The sequence below is a fragment of the Candidatus Nitrosotenuis aquarius genome (assembly GCF_002787055.1).
Taxonomy (GTDB): domain Archaea; phylum Thermoproteota; class Nitrososphaeria; order Nitrososphaerales; family Nitrosopumilaceae; genus Nitrosotenuis; species Nitrosotenuis aquarius.
The window spans coordinates 1124916-1139039 of record NZ_CP024808.1 but is presented as its reverse complement, the minus strand read 5'-3'; the positions used below and the strand labels follow the sequence as shown (position 1 = coordinate 1139039).

The following is a 14124-nucleotide window of genomic DNA, read 5'->3' as shown; positions in this document are numbered from 1 at the left end:
TTAACCCTCCCTGGTCTTTTTTGACTCTTCCCTGGTAAAGCTAAACGTGCCGTTGCTCTTTTCTATGATCTTCTGAATTTTGTCAAGAACCGGCTTGAGCATTCTTTCTACTGTCTTAAAGTCGGGACCTGTGACACTTAGTCTGTATTTTGGCGCGCCAATGTAGGTAACAGAAATACTTGCTGTCTGGTCACCAATAGAATCCAAGATTGCGTTCTTGATTACTTCAACACCGTTTGGCTGGCTGCATGTCAGCTCGCAAATTCCGCGTATCTCAACAGATGGCGGCTTTATCTTGGAGCTTGTCTCTTGTATTGCAGATGCGGTCTTTTTTGCCAGCTTGAGCTCATCTAATGCAGTAATTCCCTTTGTTGCTACATCCAAAAACGCGTCATAAACAAAATCATATTTTGAGAAAATCGCATCCTCTAGCTTTTCAATGTCCTTGTCTGTTAGCTCTGCCGATGTCTTTACCGCATCCAGCAGTGTTTTCCCTTTTTCAATTCTTTTTACCTCAAGGAGCTTTTTCTTTTGTTGTTCCTTTGATACCTGTTTTAGTGAAAGATCAATTTCGGATCGGCCTGGATTTACCTTTTTTACCAAGAGAACCTTTTTTTCGCCCTCACGCACAAACTTGCTAACAGAACGAACCCATCCTGGAGCAATCTCAGATACGTGCAAAAAGCCCTGCATATTGTCGTATTCGTCTAGGGTTACGTATGCACCGTGATCAGTCAGCTTGGTGATTGTTGCAAGAACAATCTCGCCTGTTTCTGGAAGCTCCTGAGTTTGAGTGACCAATGCAGCTCTGGCTTGGGCTACATAATTTAATGTTGTCTAAAAGTCAATGCCTTTTTTTGCGCGAATTCCTTTCTGAAACGGATGCTTGATTTCTCTCATCTCGGTCACCAAGTCTGCTGCATCAACTATCTGCTGTTTTACATGATTTCCAGTCAGCACCAAGGTTACTTTTTGTGGCTTAATTCTTATCAAATCCAACACATTATCCACATCGACTAGTTCCAAGTTTACTGCATAGTTGATCTCATCCAGAATTATGATGTTGTATTTTTCTGAGAGAATTTTTTGCCTGGCAATCTCTATTGCTTCTTTTGCTATTTTTTGGTGTACCTCTTTTGGTGTCTTGTCATCCAAAATACCGACAAAGCCCTTTCCTACCGCCGTTAGTTCAAACTCTGGTTCTAGTCTTTTTGATGAGCTCATCTCGCCATAATGCCAAGATCCTTTGATGAACTGGATCATGCAGATTGTATAGTCGTGGCCTATTGCTCTTAGTGCCATGCCTAGTGCGGCAGTGGTTTTTCCCTTACCCTTGCCTGTATATACAATAACAAGACCTTCATCCATAATCGAAAAACCATTTTAGGCTAGAAAAAGATTGGTATAGTTCCAACTTTAAGGGAAAGAAAATGAATATTCCCAGAATAGTAATTGCGGGTGCCACAAGTGGTGTTGGCAAGACCTCGATTACATGTTCAATTATCTATGGAATCAAACAAAAGGGATATTCAGTCCAACCGTTCAAGGTTGGCCCAGATTACATCGATCCGACATATCTTTCCGCAATATCAGGCAATTCTGCAAGAAATTTGGACTCTTGGATAATGGGAGAGGATGCAACACTTGAGAGTTTTGCAAAAAATTCCCAATCAGATGTTTCTGTTATAGAGGGGGTGATGGGGTATTATGACGGCTTTTCCGGGACAACAAACCAGTCCAGCACTCATCACATTGCAACAATTCTGGAATCTCCAGTTATTCTGGTATTGGATACAAGCAGGACGGCTCGCTCTATTGCGGCAACTGTGTTAGGCTATGTCAAATTTCATAAAAACTCTAGAATTGCGGGACTAATCCTTAACAAGCTTGGAAGCAAAAAACACGAAGACATGTGCAAGGCAGCACTTGGACCACTAAAAATCCCAATTCTTGGCTGCATTCCAAAAAATTCCGAACTATCATTAGAGTCACGTCATCTTGGATTAATTCCTGCAGTAGAGCAAGCACATCTCAAGCAGAAAATCACAAAAATAGCAAAGACAATCTGTGCTAATCTGGACATTGAAAAGATAATTTCCATTGCAAATCGTGCCGGCGCAATATCAAACCCATCTAGGCAAAAACCGCAAAAGCCCAAGGTGACAGTCGCCGTTGCCCTTGACAAGTCGTTTAATTTCTATTATTATGATAATTTTGATTCGCTGCGCAGAAATGGAGCAAAAATAGAGTTTTTCAGCCCAATTTCTGATGATTCTCCACCGGAATGTTCTGGAATTTACATTGGCGGAGGATTTCCAGAGGTGCTAGGGCAGCCACTTGCAAAAAACCAATCAATGAAAAAATCAATAAAAAAACTGGCAGAGCAAAACATGCCGATATACGGCGAATGTGGAGGACTGATGTATCTTACAAAATCAATTGAATATGATTCTAAAAAATATCCAATGGTAGGCCTATTTGACGCCACAACAAGCATGGAAAAGAAAATGACACTAAACTATACTAGGGCAAATGTAATCTCAAATTGTGTAATTGCAAAAAGTGCGACAAGGCTGTTTGGCCATGAATTCCATTATTCCGAGATAAGCTCAATACCAAAGGATGCCAAATTTGCATATGATCTTTCAATTGGAGTTGGAATCAAAAACAAAAAAGACGGACTGATTCAAGATAATACTCTGGCGTCATACATGCACCTTTATTTTGATAGGGCAGCACATGCTCAAAACTTTGTAAATAATTGCGTGAAATTTTCTAGAACCTAACCTTCTCGAATTATCTTGAAGAGGGCATTGACAATTGCAGAAGCACAAGGAGTTCCACCTTTTCTACCCTTGTTTGTAATAAACGGAATGTCTATCTTTTGCAGATCATCCTTGGATTCTGCTGCACAGACAAATCCGACTGGTACGCCAATTATTAGGCCCGGACTTGTTATTCCTTCTTTTATCATCTGAATTACTTCTAGGAGGGCAGTAGGGGCATTACCGATCACCACCACTGCACCGTTCATCTCTTTTGCCCTAATTCGCATGGCTGTCTGGGCACGAGTCTTGTCCAGTCTTGTTGCTTCTTTTACAACGTCTGGATTTGAAATGTCACAAATTACATTTGTCTTAAAGTCAGTCAGGTTTTGCTTGTTGAGAAGGCCGATTATTCCATTTACATCAACTATGATGTTCTTGCCTGACCTTAGGGCGTCAAGACCCGACGATACCGCATCTTTATGAAACACCAATCCATTTTTGCCTGCAAAGTCAAAGTCAGCAGTAGAATGAATCACCCTGCGCACTATTTTCCACTCGTGTCCTTTGTAGGGATGAGGGCCGATCTCACGTTCTATTATCTCCATGCTTTCGTCTTCTATAGACTGGCCTTTCCTAGTTTGCATTCTCTACCTCACGTGCTCGCTCTAAAACAAAATCGATCATCTTGTCGTCTGTTCCAATGTGTTCTGTTATGATGGTTTTTCTCAGACTGGATTTTTCCAGTGCCGGATTGAGATCTTGGTAAATGTCTCTTTTTACATGTGCGCCCTCGTGCAGGAAATAAAACACAATTACTAGGACTTCTGGACTGTTCTTGTCGCATTTTTGTATTCCCTGCGCAATGTTTGGCTCTTCTATTTCCAAAAAACAATATTCGACATTTCTGTAGCTTGGCTTGAGATTATCAATTACGTATTTCATTGATATCTGGGCGTTTGGGTCCTTGCTGCCATGGCCTATCACCAAAACATCTACTTTATTGTTTGATAGTGTAATGTTGTTTTTCTTCAAGGCCGATTCTATTTTGGAGTTGACAATGTCTACCATGGTCTTGTGCATGCTCATTGGTTTTGTCACTGCGAACTTGACCTTGGTCTTTGCCTGGAGTTTTGCTGCCTCTGTTACTGCAATTTTGACTTTTTTTCCTGGATATAGAAAATATGGAACTATAGTCAGTGCATCGATTTCTTCTTTGAGACAGTTTGTGATTCCTTCCTCAATAAACGGCGGAACCACCTCCAAAAAGCAATAATTTACAAAGACATAGTTTCCCTTTTGCTGGACCTTTTTGCAAATGTATTCTAGCTCGTCCTTTGCCTCTTGTTCCCTACTTCCTCTGTCAATTAGTAATAGTCCGCGCTTCATTTTTCAATCCTTGCTATTGCAATTGTAAGATCTGGTGGGAATTTCTGCTTTTCAACGACTAGTCTTCCACCTGAGCTCTTGATTGCAGCAGCTTCTGATACGCTTGGGGTTCCCTCATAGGCCTCCACCATCTGTGAGGGGTTTGGAATGGTAACTTTGGCAAGCTCCTCCCTATCAAAATATTCTAGTGGTACTTGCATGTCTTTTGCAGCATCAACTAATCCCTGAACGTCTTTTGGTTTTTTGATTGAAACAAGTCTTGCTATGCATTTTGCACCAAGATTGTGTTTTGCCAGAGTAAGGCTCAGACATTCTTTGATCTTTTCTTTTGAGGTGTCTCCATGTAACCCGATGCCGGCAACAAGTGTCTTGGGTCTGTATATTACAGAATTTCTTGCAATAACCTCGTCTATTATTCTGTCTGATATGATCAAATATGCCTTGGAATTTGATTGCGTGAGTTGTTCGATTGATTGGTAGATTGTGACGTTTTTTGGTAGCTCTGACTTCCACCAGTTTTTCTCTCCAGCATCTTGGTATATTCCGATTTTTTCCTCATTTACCATAAGAGCGCTGATTCTGGTAACATTAGAGTCGTCTTCTATTTCCCAGCCAAACTCTCGGCCAACCAAGTCTACTGGTATGGTCTTGTTTACATCTGCTGCCGTAGTTACTACTGGTGTTGCGCCAATCTTTTTGGCAATCTCTTCTGTTAGCTCGTTTGCCCCCCCTAGGTGGCCGGACAAGGCGGAAATCACAAAGCTTGCCTTGTCATCAATTACTATTACCGCCGGGTCTGTTTTTTTGTCCTTGAGAAATGGCGCGATCAGCCTTATTACTGCACCAAGGGAAAATAGACAAACCAGTCCATCGAATTTCCTAAAAAGTTCTGCCATCTTGACTGACGTTTGCTCTTCATACCATGTCGCAGAAATGGCGCTGTCTTGGAATTTTGATGGCGCCAAGATTTCCCAGCCTGGAAAAAGCTGTTTGATTGTAGATGCAATTTTGATGCCGTTTTTTGTAATTGCCAAAATTGCAACCTTGTCCATGTCTTGCCGTTTTTTGTTGCTAGATAAAATTTCTTGCTAGGGATATCTACCTAGTGCGCAACCATCAAAGTCAAAGAGAATTACGTCAATCTCAACTTTATTTTCAGAGTGAGCACGCATCTGCTCATGGGCCTCCTTGCAAATGGCAGTAAAAAAGCCATCTATCTTGTTTTTGATTATGATTTCTTGGGCATGTCTTGCGGTGTTTGCTTTTTTTATCTCTTGTATGACTTCCTGGCCTGCATTGCATTTCTGCGCCATTTTTGCCAAAAAATCCATGTCTACTTTGGAGCCCTTTACATGAGTCTGCTTTACACCCATTGCGATCTTGGTTAGCTTACCTATGAATCCAGCAACATGTGCTTTTTTGATTGATTTTTTGGCACATTGCTGAATTGTATATCCGGAAAAATCACCCATCTGAACAAAACAATGGTCTGGCAGTTTGATCTCTTTTTTCGCAAAATCCTCAGATCTTCCACCTGTTGTCAGAACTACGGTATTGTCTCCCATTGCAATGGTGACATCAAGGCTTTGACGTATTGAAGCAGCAAACGATGCTGTAGAATATGGAATTACTATTCCAGTGGTGCCAAGAATCGATATTCCATTTATAATTCCAAGTCTTGGGTTGTCTGTCTTTGGCGCGATCTCTTTTCCCTTTGGAACAGAAATCACAACCCTAATTCCATTTTTTCGCAAAACTTCCTTTCCAACTTCTGTCAAATTTTGAATTATCATTTTCTTCGGTGTGGGGTTTATTGCAGCAGAACCGATTTCGAGGCCTAGTCCTGGCTTTGTCACCCGCCCAACCCCATCTCCACCGTCAATTTCGATCTGGCCTATGTTATCTGTAATTTCCAAATCGACAAATATTTCTGCACCATGTGTAACGTCTGGATCGTCTCCCCCATCCTTAATTACAGAGCATCTTGATGTGGTATCGCTAAATTTGCAGCTTGCAACATTGATTGTTATTTCTTTTTCTTTTGGCAGTGAAACCTTGATGGAATTGATCTTCTTTTTTGTAATTATTGATATCAGTGCTGCCCTTGCAGCTGCTGTTGCACATGTGCCTGTAGTAAAACCCGTTCTCAGTTTTTGGCGAGGCTTTTCTGTCTCACTCACAATGAATAATTCTATTTTTGGATAATAACTCTTGTTGGATTATTTGAGTATCTCTGAAATGATTATCCATATTGCTATTGCGCCAAGACCTCCATATAGCAGCAAATGAGTCATCTTGTGTGATACCGGCCTCTCTTGCGCCTCTCTTAACTCGTCGACGTTGACTCCAAAATTACGTTTGAGCCCTTCTCTATATGCCTCATAGCCAAAATGGACTTCTTCAGAGGTCTTTTTGTCATAATATTTCCAAAACTCGGCCTGCGCTGTTTCTACGTCTTTATGTGTAGAGTTGCTCTTTTTCTGCTCTAGTTTTAGGATTTGATATGCGTGCGTTATTTCCTTGAATTTCTTCTCAGCATCGCTGTTTTTGTTTCTGTCCGGGTGATACCTAAGTGATAGTTTTCTATACGCTTGCTTTATCTCCTTGTGCGATGCATCTTTTTGTAGTTCAAGAATTTCATAGCACTGAGCTACATTCAATGTGTGTTCTAGTCTGATTTAACATTTAAAATTATATTTGATTTTCCAAGTTTGTGGCAAAACAACTCACAATTGCGATCTCTGGCTCTACTGGATTTGTAGGGAAAAATCTCAGACAATTCCTCGCAGATCAAAACATTTCGGTAATTTCCTTGTCTAGAAAAAAACACAAGCATTTCAAATCAGAAAAAAACATTGTTTTTTCAGATTTGGATGATATTCCAAAAATAAAATGTGATGCACTAATTCACTTAATTGGCATCGGTGCTCAAACCAAGGATGCCAATTATGAACTGGTTAATGTCAGGCAAACACAAAAAATTGTTGATTTGTGCAAAAGATCGCACATACACAAAATTGTTTACATAAGTGGCCTAGGCGTTAGCGATTCTACAACATTTGGATATTTCATATCAAAGCTAAAGGCAGAACAACTAATCATCAAATCAGGCCTTGATTACACAATTCTTAGAGCATCATATATTGTTGGGACGGATGATCCTCTGACAAAAAACCTCTCAAAGCAAATCAAGCAAGGGACGATACAAATACCTGGCTCTGGACTGTATAGGCTACAGCCTATCGCAATACGTGATGTCTGTAAAATAATTTTTAATTGTGTTACGAACAAAAAACTCTCACGCCAAATAGTTGATCTGGTTGGCCCAAGGACAATCAGCTTTGAAAGCTATGTAAAAAAGTTTATCAGAGGTAAAAAAGCTAAAATCAAAAAAATCCCTCTGGAAGAGGCCTATTTTGCCGCACTCAATAACCCAAAAAAGATCCCATATGGAATTGATGATCTCAATATTATGATTGGCGACTTTACGTCTAGTCACAAAAAACTCGAAAAGCTCTCTGGAATAAAACTAGAATTTCCTGTATTATAGGCCTGCTGCCTTTTTGAGAGTATCTGCCTTGTCAGTTTTTTCCCATGGCAAGGCAACATCGGTTCTTCCAAAATGACCAAATGCTGCAGTGTCCTTGTAGATTGGTCGCTTTAGATCTAACTGGGAAATGATTGCTGCCGGCCTCATGTCAAAATGCTTACGCACTAGATTTTCGATTTCTTCCTCTGGAATTTTGCTTGTGCCAAAAGTATTTACCATTAAGGAGACTGGCTCTGCAACACCAATTGCATATGCAACTTGGACTTCGCATTTTTCAGCCAAGCCTGCGGCAACAATGTTTTTTGCAATGTATCTGCACATATAGCAAGCTGATCTATCTACTTTGGAGGGGTCTTTGCCAGAAAATGCTCCACCACCATGCCTACCAGCACCACCATATGTGTCTACTATGATTTTTCTTCCTGTTAGGCCGGAATCCCCAGGTGGGCCTCCGATTACGAATCGTCCTGTTGGATTTATGTGAATTTTGATCTTGTCGTTCCACCATTTGCCGCAAACTGGTTTGATGATCTTTTCAATGATTTGCTTTCTTATCTCATCATTGCTGACTTCTGGGGCATGCTGAGTCGAAATCACTATGGCCTCTATTCTTTTTGGCTTGCCGTCCTCATATTCTACTGTGACTTGGGACTTGCCGTCTGGTCTTACCCATGGTAATTCCTTGCTTTTTCTCAACTCAGATAGTCTTCGCGTAAGCTGGTGTGCAAGTAGTATTGGCAGTGGCATTAGTTCATTTGATTCGTTTACTGCATAACCAAACATCAATCCCTGGTCTCCTGCGCCTTGGTCCTTGTTTTCAGTTGCGGTTACTCCTTGTGAAATATCTGGGCTTTGTGCATGGATTGAAACCATGACGCTACATGTGTCTGCATCAAAACCATATTCCGGTTTGTCGTATCCAATTTCTTTAATTGTTCTTCTGACCACATCTTGAATATCGAATTTTGCTTTGGTTGTTACCTCGCCTGCAACTACTACAATTCCTGTTGTAGTCATTGTTTCTACTGCGACTCGTGAGTTTGGATCCTGTCGCAAAAACTCGTCAAGCAGTGCATCTGAAACCTTATCACAAATCTTGTCAGGATGTCCTTCTGTTACTGATTCAGAAGTAAAAAGGAAACTTCGTGCCATTGAGATTACCTACAGGTCGTTTTCTAGTTTGATGAATAGTACGTTATTTCCTCTAACTATGACTCTGCCGTAATTTGCAACAATTTTGCCGTCGTGTAGTTCTTCAGCATCAGTCATAATCAGGTTCATGTATGAATCGACATTGTCCATTTTGCCTTTGTACTCTACTTCGTTCTTTAGTCGTACGGTGACTTTCTTTTTAGTGCTTTTTTGTAGTGTTGTTAAAGGTCTTTTTGCGCTTACTTGTGACAATGGTTGTTCTCTTGAGTTGCTAGCTTGGTAACCAGAATAAAAGCCTTGCCTATTTTATAGCAAAAATGCTGGATTCGTTTATTTTTTGTATTTTTGTAGATTTTATTGGCATGATCAGAACCGGACTTGAAAAATTGGATCAAATTCTTGGTGGCGGATTGAAAAGCTCGACAATTACTGATATTTTTGGTGCAAGTGGAACAGGCAAAACCCAGCTTGCACTACAAATTATCTTAAACTCTATGTCTGAGAACAACAAAGTCTTCTATCAAGACACAACGGGAAACTTTCGGCCCGAACGATTAGTGGAAATGGCAAAATGCAAAGAAATGAACGCAGACTTTCTTGATAAAATTACTGTTGGAAGAATAACAAATGTAATGGAACAACAAAACAGTCTTGATAAAATTCAGGAATCTGATTTTTCCCTAATAATAATTGACAATGTTACTGATCTGTTCTCGTTTGAATATCCAAAAGAGGAACAAATTCTCGAAAAGACAATACAATTTTCCACATACATGAAAAAACTATCTCAAATTACATCGCAAACAAAAATTCCAATTGTAATTACAAACATGATGCGCAAAGTTGACGAACTTGAACAAGAAAACATGGATTCCATTATATCATTATACACGCACATCAAGATCAAGCTTGCTAGAAAGCAAGCAAACTATGAAGGCCAAGTAATTAACCCGATGAAAAAAAATCATTTTCTATATACAATAACAAAACAAGGCTTGTCTGATCTGCCTTAAGCTATTTAACTCTGGCATATATCTACAAACCATGGCAGGAATTTTCGACTCCATACCTATAATTTCTGTGGTGCTGTTTGCAATTGGAGTTGTCGGAATAATGGTGTATGAGCGAGCAAAGTCAAGAAAAAACACACAACAAACTACTTGACTCTGTTTTAGACAAATTCCATAGCCTAGGTTTTACGCATCTAACGGAGATCCAAAAAAAGGCAGTACCACTAATCATTCAGAAAAAAGACTCATTAATCATAGCGCCAACGGGTTCTGGAAAAACCGAGTGTTCCGTGATCCCAGTATTTTCGTTTGTATCATCAAGTAGGCAGACAGGCAAGATAAAGGCATTATACATTACTCCGCTTAGGGCATTAAATCGAGATGTATTCAAAAGAATAATCAGGTATGCAGAATCAGAAAACCTGTCAATAGAGATTCGCCATGGTGACACATCACAGGCAGCCAGAAAAAGAATAACTGCTCTGCCTCCAGACATTCTGATTACTACACCAGAAACATTGGTGATTTTACTGACGCAGGAAAAAATGCTAAATGCACTATCAGAGCTGGAATGGGTCATAATTGATGAAATCCATGATTTGCTATCCAATGAAAGGGGATCTCAGCTGTCGCTTAGTCTTGAGAGACTGCAAATAAACACAAATCATCCAATCACAAGGATAGGCCTTTCCGCAACAGTTGGCAATACTGATGATGCGGCGAAATTCCTAGTTGGAACCAAAAGGAAATACCAAATAATCCGTGACAACACCATTCGAAAATATGATGTAGAGATCAAGCACGTAAATGGAACCATTAGCGATGTGGCTGATTTTATAGTAGAATATCTTGCCAAACTGAATCTAGATTCTCCCGTGTTGCTTTTTACAAACACGCGTGGCGAAGCGGAATTTTTAGCATCAGTTTTGCGTGAAAAATCCCCCGTCTCAGTTGAATTACACCATGGCTCTTTGTCACAACAAGTACGTGAAGAGACAGAAGACAACCTCAAGTCCGGCAAATCGCGACTAGTCGTATGCACATCATCTCTTGAGCTTGGACTGGACATTGGCTCAGTTGAGCTTGTGATACACTATGGCTCCCCAAGGCAGGTCTCCAAATTTATGCAAAGAATAGGCCGAAGCAAACACAACAAACATTCTTCCGCAAAAGGCCTGATCGTAACAAACAATGTGGATGACGAACTAGAAACAAAAGCAATTCTGGAGCGAATTCATGAAGGATCTATTGAGGATCAACTGATCCATGATGGATCCCTTGATGTCCTCGCACATCACTTGGTGGGACTATCGATGCAGCTTGGCTCCATGTCTGTTAGTGATGCACTGGATCTCTTCAGAAACTCATTCCTCTTCAGAAACCTCACACTAGATGATCTGGTTGGCGTCCTTGAGCTGCTGGAATCTAACTATCTGATATTTTTTGACAAGGAAAAGATGACCTTTAAGAAAACCTCCAAGTGCTATAGATATTATTTTGAAAATCTGTCCACTATACCTGACATTCTAAAATTCAAGGTAATCGATACTGTGTCAAAAAAGATAATCGGAAGCCTTGATCAGAGATTTGTAGGGGATTTTGGCGATCCTGGAAATGTATTTGTCTTGCGTGGCTCCCAGTGGAGAATCATCAATGTAGATGAATCCTCACTAAAAGTAAACGTGGAACCAATTCGCTCAGGTGGAATCACGGTACCTTATTGGGAGGGAGAAAACATTCCAGTCGACTACAAAACCGCGTCGAAGGTGGGCAAGTTCCGAAGCAAGATACGTGTAGGCTCGCTAGTTCTGCCTGACAATGTTATCACTCAGCTTGATCTGCCAATAATTCCTGATGACAAAACAATTGTAGTCGAATCTGTGCGCGGCCAGGGAATGATAGTGATTCATAGCTGCTTTGGCACAAAGACAAACTCTACTTTGGCCACACTACTCTCATCAATGCTTTCTTCCAAGACAGGACTACAGGTAGATGCACGATCAGATGCGTATAGAATTGTCTTGTCATCCAAGGGGAGAATTCTGGAAAATCACGTAAAGCAAATTCTTGCAGACACATACGATCTATACGAAATAGTCACTGCGTCATTAGGTGGAACACATAATGTAAGCTGGCGAACCTGGAATGTGGCAAAAAAATTCGGAGTTGTTGGGCGAGGCGCCGTATATGAAAAAAAATCGGCAAGATTTCTCTTTGAGAGATACATCAAAACTCCTCTTGTCAAGGAAGCCTTGCGAGAATTATTCCATGACAAATATGATCTGGAAAAGACAACACAGATTCTGACTGACATTAAATCCCAAAATATTCAAATCCATTGGCTTGAGCAAAACAAATTCTCCAAGCTTGCCGAACCAATTCTGGATCATACTGCAAAGTACTACTCATCGCCCACTAGTATTGACAAAGGAATACTTGATTTGGTAAAAGCACGCCTCTTCAAAACCTCACACAGGTTCATCTGTGCCAGATGTGGGAAATGGGAACGAGTAATGAAAACAAATGAAATAGAAAACATTCCAATCTGCCCATATTGCAAAGCAAGACAGGTAGCTGTGACGTTTTATTCTGACTATGATCTAGCAAAAATCATACAAAAAAAGTCCGCAGGAAAAAAGATCACCCAAGATGAGAATCGCAGATTTTCCCGTGCATGGAAGGCGGCGTCGCTTTTGGAAAATTTTGGAAAAACTGCACTCATAGTTCTGTCTGGATATGGAGTGGGGGTTGACACTGCATCAAGAATCCTAAGAAATATGGTTGATGAGGAAACACTATATCGGCAAATCTATGAGGCAGAACGCCAGTATGTGACTACGCGAGGGTTTTGGGACTAGTTTTTCTTCTTTATGCTTGAGTATGGAGTCAAGAACAGCTCAGTTCTTCCCTCCAAGCCTTGCTTTGCGGTAACTCCTGTAACTGAGATTATCTCGCCTATGGTGCACTCATCCAGTAATCGTGCTTGGTTTCTCCACCCTTTGAGCCAAATTTGTGCAGTGTCGTCCTCTACATACATTTCAGAAAGCGTTATTGTTTCTCCTGTCTTTGTTTGTACGTTTCTTCTCTCTGGTGCCTTTAGAATAATTGCTTCTATGCAGTATGTGTTGTTGTCCGCCTTGATATCGGTAATCTTGGTTCGAAGATCCGCAAGCTTTGGCAAGTCCTCGTCAATTTTTCTAACAAATGATTCAGAGTCTATTGTAACATTGTTTCCATAAAGCTTGGATGGCATGCATTCTAGTACATCCTCCTGTGAAAACGACTCTGTTATGTTTGCAGTGTCGACAATGTTGTATAGTTGTTTTTGTTTGTCTACGCCCAGAATCATTTTTTGCCCATTTTCATTTTTATTTGAAGAAAGAATCCTGATTACTAGCGGTTCTACTTGTTTTTCTGCCTGAATGTCTAACGTTGTTGATTCGTTTCCATGAATCTCAAGTTCCTGCTGGTTTGTCTTTGCCTTGACACCAATGAGTCGTGCCTTGGTTCCCGATGGGATGACTTTTGGCATCTCTGAATCTGTCTTGCCCCACAGTACTGCTCGTATGGAGCGACCGTCTTTTCCCTTTAGTCTTAGGCGCAAGGCAGTTCCAGGCATTCCTTTAAAGTTTGTAAATTCTGAAAATGTAATTGGTCCATCTAGCATTCCAGACACTACTACATTGTTGTCTCCCTCTTTTAGCTCAGAAACATCCTTAGTAATGGAATCAATGGATGGAATTGCGCTTTCTGTCTCTGTTCTTTCTATACTAGAACCAGAGCCAATGTTGACTGTAAGCTGACCGTTGAGATCGGACTTGATATATGCCTTGATTATCTTTATTAGGTCGCCTGGACTTAGATTTGTCATCTCTGGCAGGTTTGCCTTTTCATCCCAGAGCTTTACAACTACTGCCGAGTCCTTGTCATATACAGTCATGTTTCGAAGGTAAAACTGAGACCCGTCCTTTCTTGAGAACTGTTTTTTTGGTGATACGTTGAGTACGCGCGTCTGCAGTGTTACTTCTTTTGCCCCTGCATGCAGGTCCTTAATTGCAATCTCACTTTTTGGTGGTTCTGAGATTGTAATGCCTAGATCGGATGCTACCAGAAATAATGCGCCCTGGTCTGTAAGGTAGCCAGCACCGATCTTTTCTTTTTTCTTTGCGATCAGGGCCTCCACATCAGATTTTGAGAGATCTGGTTTTAGCTCCAGCAATTTGGAAAGTAGTGCATCAAATTCAGACAATTTGATCTA

13 protein-coding genes and 1 pseudogene are annotated in these 14124 nt (G+C 40.7%); 4 read left to right on the top strand and 10 right to left on the bottom strand.

From position 1 onward, the window contains the following. Together NAQ_RS06710 and cobO are read right to left on the bottom strand one after the other, a co-directional pair. A complete protein-coding gene (locus NAQ_RS06710) occupies positions 1–801 on the bottom strand; it encodes a translation initiation factor IF-2 subunit alpha (protein ID WP_100182802.1) in 801 nt (266 codons plus the stop codon). 36 nt (positions 802–837) lie between these two features. Next, the gene (cobO, locus tag NAQ_RS06705; RefSeq protein ID WP_100182801.1) at positions 838–1368 is read right to left on the bottom strand and encodes a cob(I)yrinic acid a,c-diamide adenosyltransferase; all 531 of its coding nucleotides are present in this window, start codon (positions 1366–1368) and stop codon (positions 838–840) included. 62 nt (positions 1369–1430) lie between these two features. Between cobO and NAQ_RS06700 the strand changes: the two genes are divergently transcribed. Beyond that, positions 1431–2786: a cobyrinic acid a,c-diamide synthase CobB gene (locus tag NAQ_RS06700; RefSeq protein ID WP_100182800.1), complete on the top strand. Its 1356-nt coding sequence runs from the start codon at positions 1431–1433 to the stop codon at positions 2784–2786. Here NAQ_RS06700 and NAQ_RS06695 read toward each other — a convergent pair. The 5 genes and pseudogenes from NAQ_RS06695 to NAQ_RS10340 all read right to left on the bottom strand — a co-directional run. After that, positions 2783–3412, bottom strand: a complete 630-nt coding sequence (locus NAQ_RS06695; RefSeq protein WP_100182799.1) for a precorrin-8X methylmutase — start codon at positions 3410–3412, stop codon at positions 2783–2785. The two genes, NAQ_RS06700 and NAQ_RS06695, sit on opposite strands and share 4 nt — an antisense overlap. Continuing rightward, complete coding sequence (locus NAQ_RS06690; protein WP_100182798.1) at positions 3402–4154, bottom strand: sirohydrochlorin chelatase; 753 nt, start codon at positions 4152–4154, stop codon at positions 3402–3404. The genes NAQ_RS06695 and NAQ_RS06690 overlap by 11 nt, the downstream gene beginning before the upstream one ends. Next, positions 4151–5206, bottom strand: a complete 1056-nt coding sequence (locus NAQ_RS06685) for a cobalt-precorrin 5A hydrolase (protein ID WP_100182797.1) — start codon at positions 5204–5206, stop codon at positions 4151–4153. Before NAQ_RS06685 ends, NAQ_RS06690 begins: the two co-directional genes overlap by 4 nt. Before the next feature lie 36 nt (positions 5207–5242). Then, positions 5243–6334, bottom strand: coding sequence for a cobalt-precorrin-5B (C(1))-methyltransferase (locus tag NAQ_RS06680; protein ID WP_100182796.1), 1092 nt, complete (start codon positions 6332–6334; stop codon positions 5243–5245). Positions 6335–6622: 288 nt separating this feature from the next. Then, positions 6623–6814: pseudogene (locus NAQ_RS10340) on the bottom strand (DnaJ domain-containing protein); the annotation flags it as partial. 53 nt (positions 6815–6867) lie between these two features. Here NAQ_RS10340 and NAQ_RS06670 point away from each other — a divergent pair. Further along, entirely contained in the window at positions 6868–7704 is an 837-nt protein-coding gene (locus NAQ_RS06670) for an SDR family oxidoreductase (RefSeq protein WP_100182794.1), read from the top strand. Here the strand turns inward: NAQ_RS06670 and metK are convergent. Then, positions 7699–8856: a methionine adenosyltransferase gene (metK, locus tag NAQ_RS06665; protein ID WP_100182793.1), complete on the bottom strand. Its 1158-nt coding sequence runs from the start codon at positions 8854–8856 to the stop codon at positions 7699–7701. The two genes, NAQ_RS06670 and metK, sit on opposite strands and share 6 nt — an antisense overlap. Before the next feature lie 9 nt (positions 8857–8865). Continuing rightward, positions 8866–9108, bottom strand: coding sequence for a U6 snRNA-associated Sm-like protein LSm6 (locus tag NAQ_RS06660; RefSeq protein WP_100182792.1), 243 nt, complete (start codon positions 9106–9108; stop codon positions 8866–8868). A 65-nt stretch (positions 9109–9173) separates the two neighbouring features. Here NAQ_RS06660 and NAQ_RS06655 point away from each other — a divergent pair, with 65 nt between their 5' ends. Both NAQ_RS06655 and NAQ_RS06650 read left to right on the top strand, forming a co-directional pair. Continuing rightward, entirely contained in the window at positions 9174–9869 is a 696-nt protein-coding gene (locus tag NAQ_RS06655) for an ATPase domain-containing protein (RefSeq protein WP_320410611.1), read from the top strand. Positions 9870–9976: 107 nt separating this feature from the next. Continuing rightward, complete coding sequence (locus NAQ_RS06650; RefSeq protein WP_100182791.1) at positions 9977–12724, top strand: DEAD/DEAH box helicase; 2748 nt, start codon at positions 9977–9979, stop codon at positions 12722–12724. On the opposite strand, the gene NAQ_RS06645 is transcribed toward NAQ_RS06650, so the two are convergent. Beyond that, on the bottom strand, positions 12721–14115 hold the full coding sequence (locus NAQ_RS06645) for a single-stranded DNA-binding protein (protein ID WP_100182790.1): 1395 nt from the start codon (positions 14113–14115) through the stop codon (positions 12721–12723). The genes NAQ_RS06650 and NAQ_RS06645 overlap by 4 nt on opposite strands. Positions 14116–14124 lie beyond the last annotated feature (9 nt).

Bases quoted from the DNA above. Each gene is read 5' to 3' on its own strand.
- NAQ_RS06655 (WP_320410611.1), top strand. From the start codon at position 9,174: ATGCTGGATTCGTTTATTTTTTGTATTTTTGTAGATTTTATTGGCATG.
- NAQ_RS06700 (WP_100182800.1), top strand. From the start codon at position 1,431: ATGAATATTCCCAGAATAGTAATTGCGGGTGCCACAAGTGGTGTTGGC.
- NAQ_RS06695 (WP_100182799.1), bottom strand. From the start codon at position 3,412: ATGCAAACTAGGAAAGGCCAGTCTATAGAAGACGAAAGCATGGAGATA.
- cobO (WP_100182801.1), bottom strand. From the start codon at position 1,368: ATGGATGAAGGTCTTGTTATTGTATATACAGGCAAGGGTAAGGGAAAA.
- NAQ_RS06685 (WP_100182797.1), bottom strand. From the start codon at position 5,206: ATGGACAAGGTTGCAATTTTGGCAATTACAAAAAACGGCATCAAAATT.
- metK (WP_100182793.1), bottom strand. From the start codon at position 8,856: ATGGCACGAAGTTTCCTTTTTACTTCTGAATCAGTAACAGAAGGACAT.
- NAQ_RS06650 (WP_100182791.1), top strand. From the start codon at position 9,977: ATGAGCGAGCAAAGTCAAGAAAAAACACACAACAAACTACTTGACTCT.
- NAQ_RS06690 (WP_100182798.1), bottom strand. From the start codon at position 4,154: ATGAAGCGCGGACTATTACTAATTGACAGAGGAAGTAGGGAACAAGAG.